Here is a 15,800-nt window from a genome sequence, read left to right as displayed (position 1 = left end):
CAAATAATTTTTTCAGCAAGTAAATTCCTGATCACCAGATTAGCGGGAACAAAGATCTTACCTCCTTTCTTGATTAAGAAGCTGTTGCCAAGGATTTAAAATTTGTTAAACTAGTAGACTTTATTGTTTCATAGCCAATTTTTAAAAAGATTTGAAAGCAAATTAGAGCAATGAGTGAAAAAAAATTAGAAAGATCACTGGGGCTTTGGGATGTCTTGATGTTTGGTGTTGGTGGCGTCGTGGGAGCCGGTATTTACGCAATCATTGGACAGGCAGCCGGGCTCGGGGGAAATATGTTATGGTTAAGTTTTGTGATCGCAGCTTTGGTAGCCCTACTCACAGGTTTAAGCTATGCCGAATTTGTTAGCAGATTTCCCGATGCCGGAGGGAGTTTTGAATACATTAAGCAAGGCCTGGGACATAAAACAGCACTGTTTATGTCTATTTTCATGAGTTTTACGGGAGTGGTCGCGGCCGGTGCCATAGCGATAAGTTTTGCGGAATACCTGGGAAGATTACTCGATCTCCCCGCGAGTGTTTCAGTAATTGGGATTATTTTACTCATGGCCTTTTTCAATATTATTGGCTCCAAAATCAGTTCTTATTACAATAGCTTTGCAACTATAGTAACTCTTCTGGGCTTAGCCCTGGTCATTGGAGTTTCATTTCCAGAATTTGGTCAGGTAGACCTCCTGGAAACCACCGGGCAGGGTTGGATTGGAGTAGTAGCTGGGGGAGCCTTAATCTTTTTTAGCTATGTTGGCTTTGAGGACCTTGTAAAAATGGCTGAAGAAACCAAATCTCCAAAGAAAAATATGCCTCTTGCGGTAATGATAAGTGGGCTTAGCGTCCTGGTGCTGTATGTATTGATCGCGATAAGCGCAGTTAGCGTTTTAGATTGGCAGGAACTCTCACAATCCAGCGGGCCATTGGCAGCGGTTATTGAAACCCAACTCGGAAGTATTGGTGCTACTATTCTTGTATTTGTAGCCTTATTTGCGACCAGTAAAACCATATTAAGCAATATCCTTGGGACTTCCCGTCTGCTTTATGATGTAGCCCGGGATAGTGATATTACCTGGCTTAAGAAATTTACCACCATTTCGGGAATAGGCAATGCCCCCAACTACGCCATTTTCGCCGTAGCTTTGGTTACCATGGCCTTTGGATTGATAGGAAATCTAAAAACGGTGGCCAGTATCAGTAATATCTTTATCTTCATAGTATTCGGGATGGTGAATATCGCACTGATCAATTTCCGCAGAAAAAATAGGGACAGCCAGGAAGAAAAACCTTATTTCTTTATTCCTTTTAACATTAAAAATATTCCTATTCCCACCATCCTGGCTTTGGTAAGTCTGCTCATTCTTCTTGGGTTTAACATTTATAATCTGGTCCAGGGCAAAATGTAAAAAGAAAGGCTCAGGCAGATAAATCTCTGTCTGAGCCTTTTGGCAAAGCAAAATTTAAATTCTCTGAAGCACCCGCAATCTACTGCTGAGCTTTAGCATTGAATTTATAACTTATCCCAAACATCACCAGGTCGGTGGTCATCTCATAAGCCACTTCACTTCCCGGAATAGCTCCATTGGGAGGATAATTTTGTGCAAACATTGGATTAAGCAGTGGTCCTGCAGTACGACCATCGCTGGCACCGTGGTGATAAACCGCATCGAGATTAAAGTTTTGATTAATCTCATAACTTAAACCAAACTGATAGGCATTTTTAATAATTGCCGTAGCCGGAATATTAAAAAATGCAATTTCTTCGGGGATAGGGTTTGAACTATAAGTATAACCCACCCGCAATGGTAGTTTGTTGATTCCTTTATACTGAATTCCTGCAGAGATCACATCCATGTTTTCCCAGCCAAAACCTCTAACTGAAGCATTTTGAGTCCATCCGGTTTCAGAAAAACCATCGGTGTTTTCATAATCCACCATACGGTAATCCAGAGCCAAATCGAAATCCCCTGCAGAATAACCAACACCAAGAGAAAGAATAGCAGGGTAATCCATCCTAAACTCATTGGTAGAAGTAGAATTATCCAGATAGGTATTCTCAAATTCGAAATCGCTGAAGTATTGATTGGTTTTATAAGAAGCTCCCGCTTTAAAGCCCATTTGTGAATCATAAAAAACACCTATCTGCCCGCCAAAGCCTATAGCCGAAGCCTTATCGGTTCCAGGATAACCAGCCGTCATACTTGGATTAGCTGTTGGATTTGGTAAGAGTTCCAGCGCTGAATAGTTAATAGTAGGGTTTATACCGATTGAAAAATTGTCAGAAAGTTCATATGCATAGGCAAAACCTGCTTGCAGCAACATATAATCTGATTCGATATGACCGAAGCCACCCATATTTTGAGGCATACTAATCGGGTTGCTCATATTTTCAGGGAAATCTACCCCAAAGCCACTAATCCCGAAGAGAAAGGCACCAAAAGTATGTTTGCTGTCTTCTTTACCCCATACCATAGCCAAAGCAGGCATCGGAGAGGCTCCACGGTCATCTTCGGTATACCCACTATAGAAATTTCCGGTTGGTTGACCTTCATCGCTAAACTCAGGTACGGTAGAGTACAATTCAGGAGACGAATAGAATAAGCCCAGGTCAAACTTTATAATCTTTTCATCAAATGTGGAAATTGCCGCAGGGTTCCAGTGCAAGGCCCCCGAAATATCAAGAGGCTGCCCGGTTGCGGCTCCTCCCATAGACATGTTTACGGCACCCATTCCCTGCATAATGTGTCCGGCCTGGGAAAAGGCAAAAGCCGAAAACAATAAAAAGCTTAGATTAAGAAATTTTTTTATCATAGTTGAAAAAATTAGTTGAAAAAAGAGGATTATAAAAAATGCCCGAAAAGCCTGAAATCCTCAGTAAACAAACAATGTTCGGGTAACTAAAAGTACTCATAAAGAAGCTATAGAATTATGATTATCATCAGGTTTTATTGAAATACAGAAGCTTTTAATTTGAATATTAATTTTTTATTCTATAGGTATCAAAGGAGGCTGCCAGATAACTTTTTTTTTCGTATATACTCTCACAAATTAAATTTTTAATTCTGCCAATTTCGTATATTAGAATTGGCTATTTTTAAGCTTATTCAGTATTTCCTTCCCCTCTTAACCTACTTCTCAACCCACATTTTGTGATGAGGAACCTTATCGCTTTATGGGATATTAATTAAGATATAATCTTATTAAGATGGAAGAATTTTCCTGGCACTATATGAGCGCAGAAGAGAGCCTTAAAAAGCTTGATGTTACCCCGGCAGGGCTTTCTTCGGAAGAAATTCCTAAAAGGATGGAAAAATACGGCCGGAACACCCTGCCCTCTGCTAAAAAACTCACCTTATTCAAGATCATTCTCAACCAGTTTTTAAGTCCGTTAATCTACGTGTTATTGGTGGCGGCAATAGTTTCTGTAGTACTTAAAGAATATTCAGATGCCGGTTTTATAATCATCGTCCTTCTTATAAATGCTATTATAGGTGCCTTTCAGGAATGGAAAGCCGAGGCAAAAGCTTCAGCCCTGGAACAGATGATAAAGCTAAGAGTGCGGGTAAAACGAGATGGAAGAAGTTTTGTGATTGACGGGGAAGACCTGGTTCCCGGCGATATGGTAATTCTGGAGTCGGGAAATAAAGTTCCGGCAGATATCAGAATAATTAGGGAAAACAATCTTACCGCCGAGGAAGCCATTCTTACCGGGGAGTCCATGGCCATAGATAAAACAAGCGAGCCCTTGGAGAAGCAGAATATTCCTGTAGCCGAGCAGCTCAATATGTTATTTGCGGGCACAACTATTAGCACGGGAAGAGGTACAGGTTTGGTAATCGCCACAGGAAAGGATACAGAAATCGGAAAGATCGCCTCCTCTCTTAAAGAGTTAACTACAGGGAAAGCTCCCCTGGTAAAAAGGATGGAAACTTTCACCAAACGCATTAGTATTATTGTGCTTATCGCGGTTATTTTACTGGGAATAACCGGATATCACAGTGGAATTCCATTGAAGGAGATATTCTTCTTCGCGGTTGCCGTGGCTGTTTCGGCTATTCCGGAAGGCCTGCCTATCGCGATGACCGTTGCCCTTTCTATAGGAGCTTCCCGAATGGCAAAAAGAAATGTTATAATCAGGAAATTAACCGCCGTAGAAGGTCTTGGAAGCTGCACCTTTATCGCTACTGATAAAACGGGTACACTAACCGTAGACCAGCAAACAGCCCGGGCAATTGTCCTTCCCCACAATCAGGTTTTTAGTCTAAGCGGAGAGGGATATAACGGAGAAGGTAAAATCAGAAGTAAAAATGATTCTGAAGTCAATTTTGATCACTCAGAAGATCTCAGACGAATCATAAGCAGTACAACAATTTGCAACGAGGGGGAGTTATTTAAAAGCAACACCGACTGGAGTTATTCCGGAGATCCTATAGATGTGGCCTTGCTAAGTATTTCATACAAAGGAAACTCCTCTCCAAAAGAGCTGCTCCAAAATATAGAAAAGATTAGTGAAATACCTTTCGAATCAGAAAGGCAATATGCGGCGGTATATTATAAGGAAGATCAACAATTGAAAATTGCCTACAAAGGGGCGATAGAAAAGTTACGCCCCAGAATAAACGAGAATAAATACGGTCAACTCCTGGAAGAAACAGTGCGCTATGCCCGGGATGGCTACCGGATTATAGCAGTAGGGGGTGGAAATGTAGACGAGGTCAAACCGGTTGACCAATTACCGGAAATGGAATTCCTGGGGTTCATCGCCCTTATTGATCCCTTACGGCCACAGGCAAAACCGGCAGTGGAGGATTGTTACCGGGCCGGAGTTCAGGTGGCTATGATAACGGGAGATCACCCTGCAACAGCCCTGGCCATCGCAAAAGACTTAGGAATCGCCAGGGGCCCGGAAGAACTGATAAGTGGAAACGAACTGGAAGATATTCTAGCCGGAGGAGAAGAAGGTTTTCAGGAAACCTTAAAAACAAAGCGTGTATATTCTCGCGTTTCTCCGCACCAAAAACAATTAATCGTAAAAGCTTTACGTGAATCAGGACATTTCATCGCAGTAACCGGAGACGGGGTCAATGATGCACCGGCTCTAAAAACGGCAAATATCGGGGTAGCTATGGGCTATGGAACCGATGTGGCCAAAGATACGGCCTCCATTATCCTAAGCGATAACAATTTTGCCTCTATTGCTGCCGGAATTGAAGAAGGTCGGTTTACTTATGCCAACCTTAGAAAGATTATCTATTTACTGATCTCTACTGGCGCAGCCGAACTATTAAGCATAGGGATGGCCCTTATCGCAGGACTGCCCCTGCCCTTCCTTCCGGTGCAACTGCTCTGGTTAAACCTGGTCACCAACGGAATCCAGGACGTAGCCCTTGCCTTTGAAGCCGGAGAGAAAAAGGTAATGACCCAAAAACCCCGGCAACCACATGAAAGCATCTTTGATCCCCTAATGATTAAACAAACTTTGGTATCTGCCTCGGTTATCAGCATACTCGCCTTTGGCCTCTGGTACCATTTAATCAATAATTTAAATTATGAGGAAAGCACCGCCCGCAATCTCATTTTGCTATTAATGGTATTACTTCAAAACTTCCACGCGCTCAATGCACGTTCAGAAACCCGATCGGCATTCAGAATTCCTTTGAGCAATAATTATATTCTCATTTTAGGAATTCTCACTGCGCAGGGTATTCATATCCTGGCCTTACACCTTCCTTTTATGCAGGATCTTCTTTCCCTGGATCCGGTTTCCGGAGCAGAATGGATTAAATTATTCTTCACCGCAACTCTCATTCTTGTGGCTATGGAAATATTTAAACTCTTCTACAGGAAACGTAAAAATAAATCTAACTAAAATAATCAGGTTTTCACTCTAACAAAACACTGATTATCATAGGCTAACGAATCTGCTTTCTAACCCACTCCCCCTTTAAGAGGGGGGATAAATCCCCTTTTAAAAGGTATTTCTCTCTTTATAAGGTTTTTGGCTAATAATTCCGGTAAATTTTCACCCTAAAAAGGGATTGCGGGCAGTGCTCTTTTCACCTACTTTTACATATAAGAAATTACAAGTACACAGAAGCTAAACCCTTCAGCTCTCTGGAAGGAATTATCCGGAAACCTATCCTCCCGGATCAATTCAAAAGACTATGAATCCCAAAATTCAGAAGTCTAAAGTTCCCCATAACACGTATTTGACGATTTAAAATGTAATTATTAATCACTAAATATTATTGTTATGAAAAATTTAATTTTTTATTCGTTGCTGATTTGTTTTATTGCAACAGCACAATCGCAGGAAATTACCGAACTTGAAGAAGCCAGGGTAACTTTAAACCCGATTTCTGAAAAACTTACTGGAAATGTTGATGAATTAACCTTTAAGGTAAAGGAGGAATACACTGGAGAATTTATGCAAAATCCTTTAGGGTTTATGATGAATAATTTCAATGTATGGAACTTAATCGATCAATTCGATAAGGAATATGATTCCTACCGTGTTAGTTTCAGAACTTCCAAAGGATCTTTGAACGCTGAGTTCGATGATGACGGAGAGTTAAAAAGACACAACCAGTCCTTTAGGGATGTTGTACTCTCCAGAAAAATAATGGCAGACCTCTACCGCGATCATAAAGGTTGGGCAGCCGTAGGTAATAAATATGTAGCGTATGGCACCGGCGAGAAAATCGATAAAGCTTTTTATAAAATTAAGCTGGTTAACGGTAATCGCAGTCAAACCATTAAAATTGAACAACAGGCCGCAGACGGAAGACTCGCGGAGATTGAAAGAGAGAAATGATCCAGAAAAAGGGAGCTTAAAGCTCCCTTTTTTTTGTCCTCACATACCAATCCCCAACAGCAACCTATTCAAACCACTATCTCAGGTTTATTTTCTCTGTAAAGACCTTGGCGATAGCTTCCTTGCCACAGTGTACATTTAGTTTCTGATAGATGTTCCTTAGATGAGACCGGGAGGTCTCAAAAGCCATATTCAATTCGCTGGCGATTCGTTTCACACTATGTCCCTTGATAAGAAGTTTAAGCACCTCTATTTCCCTGTCGGTAAGATTGTAATTTTCATCATTATTTTTAGAAGGTTTCCTAAAGGATTCAAGCACAAGTCTTGCTACGGCAGGAGACATGGGTGCTCCACCGTTTCTAAGTTCATCCACCCCTTCGTATACCTCTATTAGTGAGACATCTTTAAGAAGGAAACCGTTAGCACCCCTGCAAAAGCATTTAAATAGTTTCACCTCATCTAAAACATTGGTATATATAAGAATAAGGCTTTCAGGACTTATCTTTTTAATTATAGAGATCGCAGCAATGCCTTCTGGCATTTCGGCGTCAAGGATAACCATATCCGGTTTCTCAAGTCTAAGGATAGAATCGATATCCGTTACATTTTCGTATGCTCCTGAAACCACATACTCCCCTCCACTTTCAAGAACCGCTTTAAGCGATTCCCGAAGCTTTTTATCATTTTCAAACAACAAAAGTCTCGATTGCATAATTAAAAAGTTTAAAACCTAAAGTTTGCGGGTATAAAGGCTTTTGAGGAAAACTCTTTAAGACTGAAGTTATTCAGTCTAGAGATTGGCAGGGTATAAAAACATCCGCCGGGGACGGGAATTGGCATTGGAAGTGCGAAATAATTTTCCAGCACGTAATAAAGTATAATACTTTTGAAAGAACCCAGCCTGGTATAAAGGTGGTTAGTTAACAGGAAATGCCTTTTCTTACACCTTCCTTCAGGTTTAAGAATAACAGGAAGAGCATATATCTGGCACCACTTTTCCATAAGACTCAGGTTAAAAAAATATCCGGGGAGAAAAATTCGGCGGGCCTATAAATTTAATCAATTTATAATTCACCACAAAACCCTCAACGCATTGATTTTTAATAAATTATAAGGGTTTTCCCCTATTATTTAAATTAATAATCTGGAGGTAAAAACTGGAAATCAACGCTTTTAAATAAAAAAAGTGTTTTATTCAGAATAACCAGATGCTTCAGCCTTAAGAACAGTGGCTCCAAACCATTTTTCAATGCCGGAGGATTTCAGACCTCTTTCACTTTAATGATCTTCACGGGACAGGCACCTGCAGCTGCTTCAGCTGGTTCCAGGATACTATAATCGGGAGATTTCAGGGTGTGAAAGCCTTTATTGTCTTTAGCTCTCAAAAGCACCGATTTCCCGTCCTTTTTGGACATCTGGAACTGGCCCGGGGCAAGTTCAACACAGTAATTACAACCAATACACTTTTGGCGTTGCAGGGTAATTATGATCATCAGGCCTCTACCATTTTATAAAGTTTATCTGAAAGTCTTATCCTGAAAGGAAGCTTAATAGTACAGGAATCCCCTTTGGTGGCTTTTTCGGCACTAACTTCATCCACAAAAAATTCATCCAGCTGAAGTTCCTTTGCGCCGGTGGTTGGGCCCGTGACCAGGAGTTTATCTCCCTTCTTAATGTCATAAGCTTCAATTTTAAATTCAGCAATTCCGGCTTTGGGGAAATAATGCACCCCTTTCCCCACATACACCTTTTTCTGTGTGGCTTGAGAGCCGGAGGTCTTACTCCACTCCCCTAGTTTCTGGCCCAGGTAGTAACCACTCCAAAATCCGCGGTTATAAACAGTTGCCAGCTCTTCCATCCAGGTTTTCACTTTTTCCGAGGTAAAAGTACCTTCATAAAGCGCATCTATAGCTTCCCGATATACCCGGGTTACTGTCGCTACATATTCAGGAGCACGGCCACGGCCTTCAATTTTAAGTATTTGAATACCGGCATCCATTACCTGATCAAGAAAATCCAGGGTACAAAGATCTTTTGGCGACATCATATACTCGTTATCAATCTCGATCTCGAAACCTGTTTCCTGATCTATAACTGTATATTTCTTCCTACAATTCTGTTTACAGGCACCACGGTTTGCAGAGGAGTTATCGGAATGTAAACTCAAATAACATTTTCCGGATACCGCCATACATAAGGCCCCGTGACCAAAAATCTCGATCTTTACCAGTTCGCCGGAGGGCCCTTTAATCTGTTCTTTTTCGATCTGTTCGGTAATCTTTTTTACCTGCCGCAGACTTAACTCACGGGAAAGCACCATAGTTTCCGCAAAAAGGCTGTAGAATTTTACCGTTTCGATATTGGTGACATTAAGCTGGGTTGAGATATGAACTGCTATTCCAATTTCCCTGGCGGAAGCGATCACCGCCTGGTCTGAAGCGATCACAGCAGTGATCCCGGCCTCTTTTGCTTTGTTCAAAAGCGTTTTAATAAGGGAAAGGTCGTGGTCGTAAATGATGGTATTGAGGGTAAGGTAGGTCCTCACATTTTTCATTTCACACCTACGGGTAATTTCCGGCAGGTCGTCCATCGTGAAATTTATTGAGGCTCTCGCTCTCATATTAAGCTGATCTACTCCAAAATAAACCGAATCGGCACCATTGTCAAGAGCTGCCTGCAGGGATTCAAAATTTCCCGCTGGAGCCATAAGTTCCATCTTTGTCTTCATTCAATATCTGTTTAGTGATAACTTCAATTCCTGATTTAAGGAAATAATTTCCCTTCCAAATCGCTTCGGTTGAAAAACACTGCAAAAAAAATAAAAATCCCATTTTCTCATTGTGATTAGGGTCATATTTTAACACATTTCTGCGCCTTTTCTTTGTCTTAAAATAAAGACTATGAATGCAAGCTTAGATATAAGTACCCTTCCGGAAGGGCATCCGGTAAAGATTTATTTTGAGGAAAAAGAACTCATTCAAATATTACTGGGAGAATTGGAGGAAACCAATCCTGCTGAAGAAACCCAGAAATACTATAATATCTTTAACCAGTTACAAAGCATTGAAAGACGCTTTGAACGAAAAGAGAACCAGTTATTCCCTTTTCTGGAACAAAAGGGATGGAATGGCCCCAGCCAGGGAATGTGGTCTTTTCACGATAATCTCAGGGAACAGTTTAGGTTACTGCGGAAAAAGATAACAAACAAAGAGTTTAAAAATGTTGTTGCTGATGCCAGGTTTTTAACCAGCGGAATCCATCGATTGCTTCTGATAGAAGAAGATGTGCTTTTTCCAAATGCACTGGAAATACTTTCAGAAAAAGACTGGATAGAGGTGCGCAAAGGAGAAGAGGAGATCGGTTGGATGTTAGCTCACCCCCCGGTTGCTTTTCCGAAGGAGGAGGAATACATTCACCCAAGTAAGGATACTACCAAAAGAGAGCTCACTTTTAGTCTGGAAAACAAATCTCACTACGATGAAGGTTATATGAGTGTTGAACAGGTTAACTTGCTGTTAAAAACCATGCCCCTGGATATTACCTATGTTGATGAAAACGATAAGGTAATCTTCTACAATCGTGGAGAAGAAAGAGTTTTCCCGAGAAGTGCGGGAATTATAGGAAGAGAGGTAAGATTTTGCCACCCGCCAAAAAGTGTGGGAACTGTGCTGAAGATCCTGGAGGAATTCAGAAAGGGTACCAAAAATGAAGCTTCATTCTGGATCAACTTTAAAGGCCGGCTTATATACATACGTTATTTCGCGGTAAGGGATGCTGAGAAAAAATACAAAGGAGTGATTGAAATGTCTCAGGATATTACAGACATTAAAAAAATTGAAGGAGAAAACAGGTTACTGGACTGGGATTAGTTTTAGAAAATCTGTTTCTGTTTGAAATTTATTATCTTTAGCTGAATCAGTAATCCGAAATATTTTTCGGTAAAAACCAATCACTATGAGAGCAATATTTTTCATCGGACTTTTAAGCTTTTTAAGCTTTGAAGCTATAGCACAGGAGGGAGAAATCCTGCCAAAAGAAATTCAAATCAAAACAGCAACTCTTGCAGCACCCGAAGAAGACAGGGATGGTGCCATGGTTTACGGTTATGACGATTCAGGAAAAATGGTGGTGTTAAGAGAAGGCACAAATAATCTCGTTTGTCTCGCCGACGACCCCAACCGGAAAGGAATAAGCGTATCCTGCTATTCTAAAAAGTTGGATCCGTTTATGGCCAGGGGAAGACAATTACGGGCAGAAGGAAAGGAAATGATGGAAATAAGGGAAACACGACGCAAAGAAGCAGAAGCCGGCGACCTGAAACTTCCTGATTCTCCCAGTATGACTTATATTCTAAGCGGCGATGATGAGAACTACAACAAAGAAACCGGGGAATTAAAAGATTCGCACATACGCTATGTGATTTATATGCCCTATGCTACCACCGAAGAAACCGGACTTCCGGATAAGCCAGGTCTTCCCGGAATGCCATGGCTTATGGACCCGGGAACACACCGGGCGCACATCATGATCACCCCGCCTAAACAGTAAAAATTATAAAATCCCGGAATCTGGAAGTTTCGGGATTTTTTTTAGGGGATTCCGCAAAAGGTTCGCCGACTATTTCCTGTGCCGGTATCGGATAGTCCTTAGTTTCCAGTAACCCATTTTATAATAAATAAAGGCTACAACTGCCGCCAGCAAGTTTGAGATAGGGAACGCCCACCAAATCCCTTCAAATCCCAGGCCAGTGTTATTGGAAAGCACGAAGGCCGTGGGAAACCTTATAATCCAAAGGGCAAAAACAGAAATTAGCAGGGAAGCTTTTGTAAAACCCGCCCCGTTAAAGACTCCGTTCAAAACCTGCTGGACCCCTAGCAGCCCAAAACTTGGTGCCATTATTTTAATAAACAAAGAACCATCCCTTATTACTTCGGGATCCTCGGGCACAAAGAAAGCTGTTACCGGTTCAGCGAAAGCAAAAAGCACAAGGCCAACAGCTGTTAGTCCGAAAAATGCAATTTTGGTACTCAGGTTCCCGATCTGCTCGGCTCTTTTTATCTTTCCGGCCCCTATATTTTGTCCCACCAGGGTGGTGGTAGCCATGGCAAAGCCCAGGGCGGGAACAACGATAAGGCTCAAAATGCGGCTACCAATTCCATAGGCTGCTACAACCTCACTTCCAAAACTCGTCACCAACATTATAAGTACCGTCATTCCTGCAGCGCGGGTAGACATTTCCATACTGGAAGGAATACCTATATTAAACATTCGCCGGGTCCAGGGGAGATCAAATTTCATCTCGCTGAAACTAATTCTAATACCCATTTTTCCTCGAAACAAGATTATAAGTCCGGTAAGGGCAGAGAGCCCCTGGGTCACAATACTTGCAACAGCAGCGCCGGCAACCCCATACCCGGGAATGGGACCATAGCCGAATATGAACAAGGGATCCAAAACCAGATTCAGGAAAACAGTAGCTAAAACAATATACATGGGCAGAAGCACGTTGCCTATGCCGCGCATTAAGGACTGGAAAACATAAAACATGAACAGGAAGATGAACCCCCAGGAAGAAACCTGGAAATAACTTACCGAATCCTCCAGTATTTCAGGGCCCGCCCCTATCAGTTTCATCAATGGGGCTGCCAAAAAGTATCCTACAACCGCCAGAAGTACCGAGATAAAGAAAATCACAAAAACAGTTTGAGAACTACTGTAATTTACCTGCCATTGATTTTCGGCACCTTTATACTGGGAGACGATCACCGTACCTGCCAGGGTTAAGCCTGCACCCAGGCTAAGGATTAGAAAAAGAATAGGAAAACTGATACTTACCGCAGCCACAGCATCGGCGCCTATACGCCCAAGCCAAAAAGTATCTATAAGCTGATAGGCAGTTTGAAGGATATTGGCTAGAATAATAGGCCAGGCCAATCCCAGCAGGGAATGGAGGATCTTACCTTCAGTAAATTTCACCTGTCTTTTTTTAGCCACGGAGTTGGAAATAGTTTAAGGCTGCAAGTAAGGAAAATATCGATAAAGCCGGGTCTGCAAAACCCCAGAAAAAAATATTTTAAGGATACTTTATAAAAACCTGTCGTGACCAGACCGCAGAAATAGTCTCAGAAAATAAAAAAACCTCTTCACTACAAAAGTAAAGAGGCTCCCTTCTCCCGAAGACATCCTATGGGGGGCTTCGGAAGTTCGTCTAACTAAGTTAATGAATTTTCCTACAATTAAAGAAAAAGTGTTCAGGAATTTCTAAGAGCTTTAATAAGTTCATCTTTGGTCATATCACTCCGGCCTTCAATGCCCACCTTTTTAGCCTGTTCATAAAGTTCTTCTTTCGTACGCTCTTCATATTCATCGGCTTTTCCACCCTTTTTACCGGATTTAGGATCGTTAGCGATCCGGGCGGCCTTTTTCTTGTTCATTCCCTCTTCCCGAAGTTCTTCATATTGCTCATCATTCTTAATACTGGGTCCATGATCTTTAGCCATAATTCAAAATTTTAAAATTCTATTTTAAAGTTAAGAAAATTGGACTCCCGGGAAGGTTAAAGTTTTCCAAGGATTTTCTAAACACTTCCCTTATTAACAGTATTTTATAATCCTAATATTTACTTAGAATTAAGTTAAAACTGAAAGTTTTCCAACCGAAATTGTTTATCTTATAAATAGAGCCCCTTTTCTTTTACACGTTTTTTAAATCATATATTAATGGCTATGAAATCCAACATAAAAGACTCAATAAGAAGATTAAGGGAACTCTATTTATTGAATAAAAACCTGGAACTATTTTACCGGAAAATTTTGGAACGGGAAAAAAGACTTTTTTTAAAAAGCCTGTTGTCTCAATTAATCCGGCAGAAGAGAAGTTTTAATCATAATATTGAGCGTCACCTAAAACGATATGAAAAGAAAGATCCGGCAAATGAGGTAAAAGCTTTGAATGAATCCAGAAAGTTTATGCCCGAGGCTGGTAAAGAAAAAATAGAAGCGGTTTGTCTTAAGATGGAATTAACCTCTTATAAACTCTGCCAGGAAGCTCTGGCAAAAACTACCGTAGGTGAAATCAGGGCAACCCTGCTGGAGCACCGGCAACAAATGAGGCAACTCCTGGAAAGCTTAAAAACAATGAATAAGTACGTTATATAGTTATTTCAACGACGGTGCCACTTGGTTTGAAAGAGACTTACGGCTATTTGTAGAAAAATGGTTAGGACTACAGCCACAAGCAAATTTTGAAGTGTAGTAAAAGCACCCAGGGTATAAGAATCACTAAAGCGGGAAGAATTCCCGAACACATTATGCGCATGTTGGGTAAAATATCCAAAGGCACCAAAAGTGAAAACAAGAAAAAAATAGGTGATTTTAAAGAAGAAATTATCTCTTTGCCTCCATTTATAATATACAGAAACCACCATCATTCCTACCCAACTTAGCCAGATGCTTAATTGATAAGTTACGATATTCGCTCTTATTTCTCCGGGGTTCTCTACTGATGAAAATAAATTTAAGACTCCATATGCCTGGTAAAGAGGATAAAGTAATAAACCAAAAAATATAAGGAGAAGGAATTGTTTTTTCTTCATAGATACCAAATACCAGATTATTTTAAGACAAAAGAAAATCCCGGGCCAGATAGCCTCCTACGGGCCCGGGAGTCTTTGATTGGTTAGATCTAAGAAGTCAATTCTGTTATTATTTTTGATCCTACCTGAGAAAAAGCATTTTTTGCGCAAGAGCAAAAACAGAAATAACCTCTTAATTTTAAATCACTTACTACATAAATTTAGCATTAAAGGAATGCAATATCAATGGATTTAACGTTTTTAACTCTTTTATTATCAATTCATTAAGTGTAGAATCTTTTAATCGATAGAACTTTCGTTTTGTCGGGAAAGGACCTGAAAAACCTCTTAATTCCTTAAGGGACAGATTCCTATAGAAACAGGTTTCTCAATGGGTCTGGTCTCATAAAAATTAAGAAATAAAAAAGCCCTTCATTTCTGAAGGGCTCAATAAAGGGGTGGAAGACCGGTTTCGAACCGGCGACCTCCGGAACCACAATCCGGCGCTCTAACCAGCTGAGCTACAACCACCATTTTAATTGCGGTTGCAAATGTAATTTATTTCTACTATTTCCCAAAGAAAAAAATCAATTTCAGAAGGAAAAAATCAGATCAAATCAAAAATTGAATCTACCGCAGGGTAGCGTTCAGCCGTAAATCCCTCAGCGTGTTCGGTATTGATCAATCTGCCCAGGTCACGAGCCCGATAAGTTATACTATCTAAAAAATTGGAACTGGAAATAGGAGTTTGAGGTTCATCTGAATTTTGATCGTAAAACTGGGTCTTGTAAGCCAGAACGGAGTCCAGCTTTTTATCCATATATCCCGTAATATCTACCACAAAATCGGGTTCCAGGTTCTTCCACTGGATGTAATGATATACGTGCTTAGGTCGCCAGGCCGGCTGACTCTCCCCATTATTAATGGTTTCTATTTTGCGCAGCCCGCTAAGAAAACAAGCATCGCTAACCAGTTTAGCCCCTTTCCCATGATCTATATGCCTGTCGTTAATGGCATTACAAAGCACGATCTCCGGCCGGTATTGTCTAAGTATCTTTATGATCTCCAATTGGTGCGAGGTATTGTTCTGAAAAAAACCATCGCTAAACTCCAGGTTGTGACGCATTACTACCCCAAGAATTTCGGCTGCAGCCTTCGCTTCTTCATCCCGGGTCTCGGCAGTACCTCTGGTGCCCAGTTCGCCGCGGGTAAGATCCAATATACCCACTTTCTTTCCGAGGTCTACCTCTTTGGCGATGGTCCCGGAACAACTCAGTTCCACATCGTCGGGATGGGACCCGACAGCTAATATATCTAACTTCATAATATTCAATTTGTTATTTCCGTGAAGCCGGAAATCTAATTTTTATCCCTTCCTTCCCCCCAGCAGTTTCGGGGCAGAAATTC

14 protein-coding genes and 1 tRNA gene are annotated in these 15,800 nt (G+C 41.1%); 6 read left to right on the top strand and 9 right to left on the bottom strand.

The window, feature by feature from the left end; genetic code table 11:
• Positions 1 to 170: 170 nt before the first annotated feature.
• Entirely contained in the window at positions 171 to 1,412 is a 1,242-nt protein-coding gene (locus tag BUW93_RS12830; protein WP_081212132.1) for an APC family permease, read from the top strand.
• A 79-nt stretch (positions 1,413 to 1,491) separates the two neighbouring features.
• On the opposite strand, the gene BUW93_RS12825 is transcribed toward BUW93_RS12830, so the two are convergent.
• The gene (locus BUW93_RS12825; RefSeq protein WP_081212131.1) at positions 1,492 to 2,817 is read right to left on the bottom strand and encodes an OmpP1/FadL family transporter; all 1,326 of its coding nucleotides are present in this window, start codon (positions 2,815 to 2,817) and stop codon (positions 1,492 to 1,494) included.
• A 394-nt stretch (positions 2,818 to 3,211) separates the two neighbouring features.
• Here BUW93_RS12825 and BUW93_RS12820 point away from each other — a divergent pair, with 394 nt between their 5' ends.
• Entirely contained in the window at positions 3,212 to 5,875 is a 2,664-nt protein-coding gene (locus BUW93_RS12820; RefSeq protein WP_081212130.1) for a cation-translocating P-type ATPase, read from the top strand.
• Between the two features lie 384 nt (positions 5,876 to 6,259).
• Positions 6,260 to 6,820, top strand: coding sequence for a hypothetical protein (locus BUW93_RS12815; protein WP_081212129.1), 561 nt, complete (start codon positions 6,260 to 6,262; stop codon positions 6,818 to 6,820).
• Between the two features lie 76 nt (positions 6,821 to 6,896).
• On the opposite strand, the gene BUW93_RS12810 is transcribed toward BUW93_RS12815, so the two are convergent.
• The 3 genes from BUW93_RS12810 to BUW93_RS12795 all read right to left on the bottom strand — a co-directional run bounded on the left by BUW93_RS12810 (position 6,897) and on the right by BUW93_RS12795 (position 9,548).
• Complete coding sequence (locus BUW93_RS12810; RefSeq protein ID WP_081212128.1) at positions 6,897 to 7,532, bottom strand: LuxR C-terminal-related transcriptional regulator; 636 nt, start codon at positions 7,530 to 7,532, stop codon at positions 6,897 to 6,899.
• Between the two features lie 550 nt (positions 7,533 to 8,082).
• Positions 8,083 to 8,313 carry a ferredoxin gene (locus tag BUW93_RS12800; protein ID WP_081212126.1) on the bottom strand — a complete coding sequence of 77 codons (231 nt, stop codon included), beginning with the start codon at positions 8,311 to 8,313 and terminating at the stop codon, positions 8,083 to 8,085.
• Positions 8,313 to 9,548, bottom strand: a complete 1,236-nt coding sequence (locus tag BUW93_RS12795; RefSeq protein ID WP_081212125.1) for a peptidase U32 family protein — start codon at positions 9,546 to 9,548, stop codon at positions 8,313 to 8,315. Before BUW93_RS12795 ends, BUW93_RS12800 begins: the two co-directional genes overlap by 1 nt.
• A gap of 172 nt (positions 9,549 to 9,720) precedes the next feature.
• Here BUW93_RS12795 and BUW93_RS12785 point away from each other — a divergent pair, with 172 nt between their 5' ends.
• Positions 9,721 to 10,689, top strand: coding sequence for a DUF438 domain-containing protein (locus BUW93_RS12785; protein WP_081212123.1), 969 nt, complete (start codon positions 9,721 to 9,723; stop codon positions 10,687 to 10,689).
• A gap of 85 nt (positions 10,690 to 10,774) precedes the next feature.
• On the top strand, positions 10,775 to 11,368 hold the full coding sequence (locus tag BUW93_RS12780; protein WP_081212122.1) for a hypothetical protein: 594 nt from the start codon (positions 10,775 to 10,777) through the stop codon (positions 11,366 to 11,368).
• A gap of 69 nt (positions 11,369 to 11,437) precedes the next feature.
• Here BUW93_RS12780 and BUW93_RS12775 read toward each other — a convergent pair whose 3' ends face one another.
• Both BUW93_RS12775 and BUW93_RS12770 read right to left on the bottom strand, forming a co-directional pair.
• Positions 11,438 to 12,796, bottom strand: a complete 1,359-nt coding sequence (locus tag BUW93_RS12775) for an MATE family efflux transporter (protein ID WP_232778361.1) — start codon at positions 12,794 to 12,796, stop codon at positions 11,438 to 11,440.
• 275 nt (positions 12,797 to 13,071) lie between these two features.
• Positions 13,072 to 13,320: a DUF7218 family protein gene (locus tag BUW93_RS12770; protein ID WP_081212120.1), complete on the bottom strand. Its 249-nt coding sequence runs from the start codon at positions 13,318 to 13,320 to the stop codon at positions 13,072 to 13,074.
• Between the two features lie 225 nt (positions 13,321 to 13,545).
• Between BUW93_RS12770 and BUW93_RS12765 the strand changes: the two genes are divergently transcribed.
• The gene (locus BUW93_RS12765) at positions 13,546 to 13,977 is read left to right on the top strand and encodes a hypothetical protein (protein ID WP_157893326.1); all 432 of its coding nucleotides are present in this window, start codon (positions 13,546 to 13,548) and stop codon (positions 13,975 to 13,977) included.
• Between the two features lie 5 nt (positions 13,978 to 13,982).
• Here the strand turns inward: BUW93_RS12765 and BUW93_RS12760 are convergent, their stop codons facing one another.
• The 3 genes from BUW93_RS12760 to bshB1 all read right to left on the bottom strand — a co-directional run bounded on the left by BUW93_RS12760 (position 13,983) and on the right by bshB1 (position 15,717).
• Complete coding sequence (locus tag BUW93_RS12760) at positions 13,983 to 14,414, bottom strand: hypothetical protein (protein WP_081212118.1); 432 nt, start codon at positions 14,412 to 14,414, stop codon at positions 13,983 to 13,985.
• Positions 14,415 to 14,849: 435 nt separating this feature from the next.
• Positions 14,850 to 14,925: transfer RNA gene (locus BUW93_RS12755), tRNA-His, on the bottom strand.
• A gap of 75 nt (positions 14,926 to 15,000) precedes the next feature.
• On the bottom strand, positions 15,001 to 15,717 hold the full coding sequence (gene bshB1, locus BUW93_RS12750) for a bacillithiol biosynthesis deacetylase BshB1 (RefSeq protein ID WP_081212117.1): 717 nt from the start codon (positions 15,715 to 15,717) through the stop codon (positions 15,001 to 15,003).
• Positions 15,718 to 15,800: the final 83 nt, after the last annotated feature.

It is taken from the genome of Salegentibacter sediminis, from assembly GCF_002078605.1.
Lineage (GTDB): Bacteria > Bacteroidota > Bacteroidia > Flavobacteriales > Flavobacteriaceae > Salegentibacter > Salegentibacter sediminis.
The sequence above is the reverse complement of the archived record's forward strand: the minus strand, read 5'-3'. Positions and strand labels throughout refer to the sequence as shown.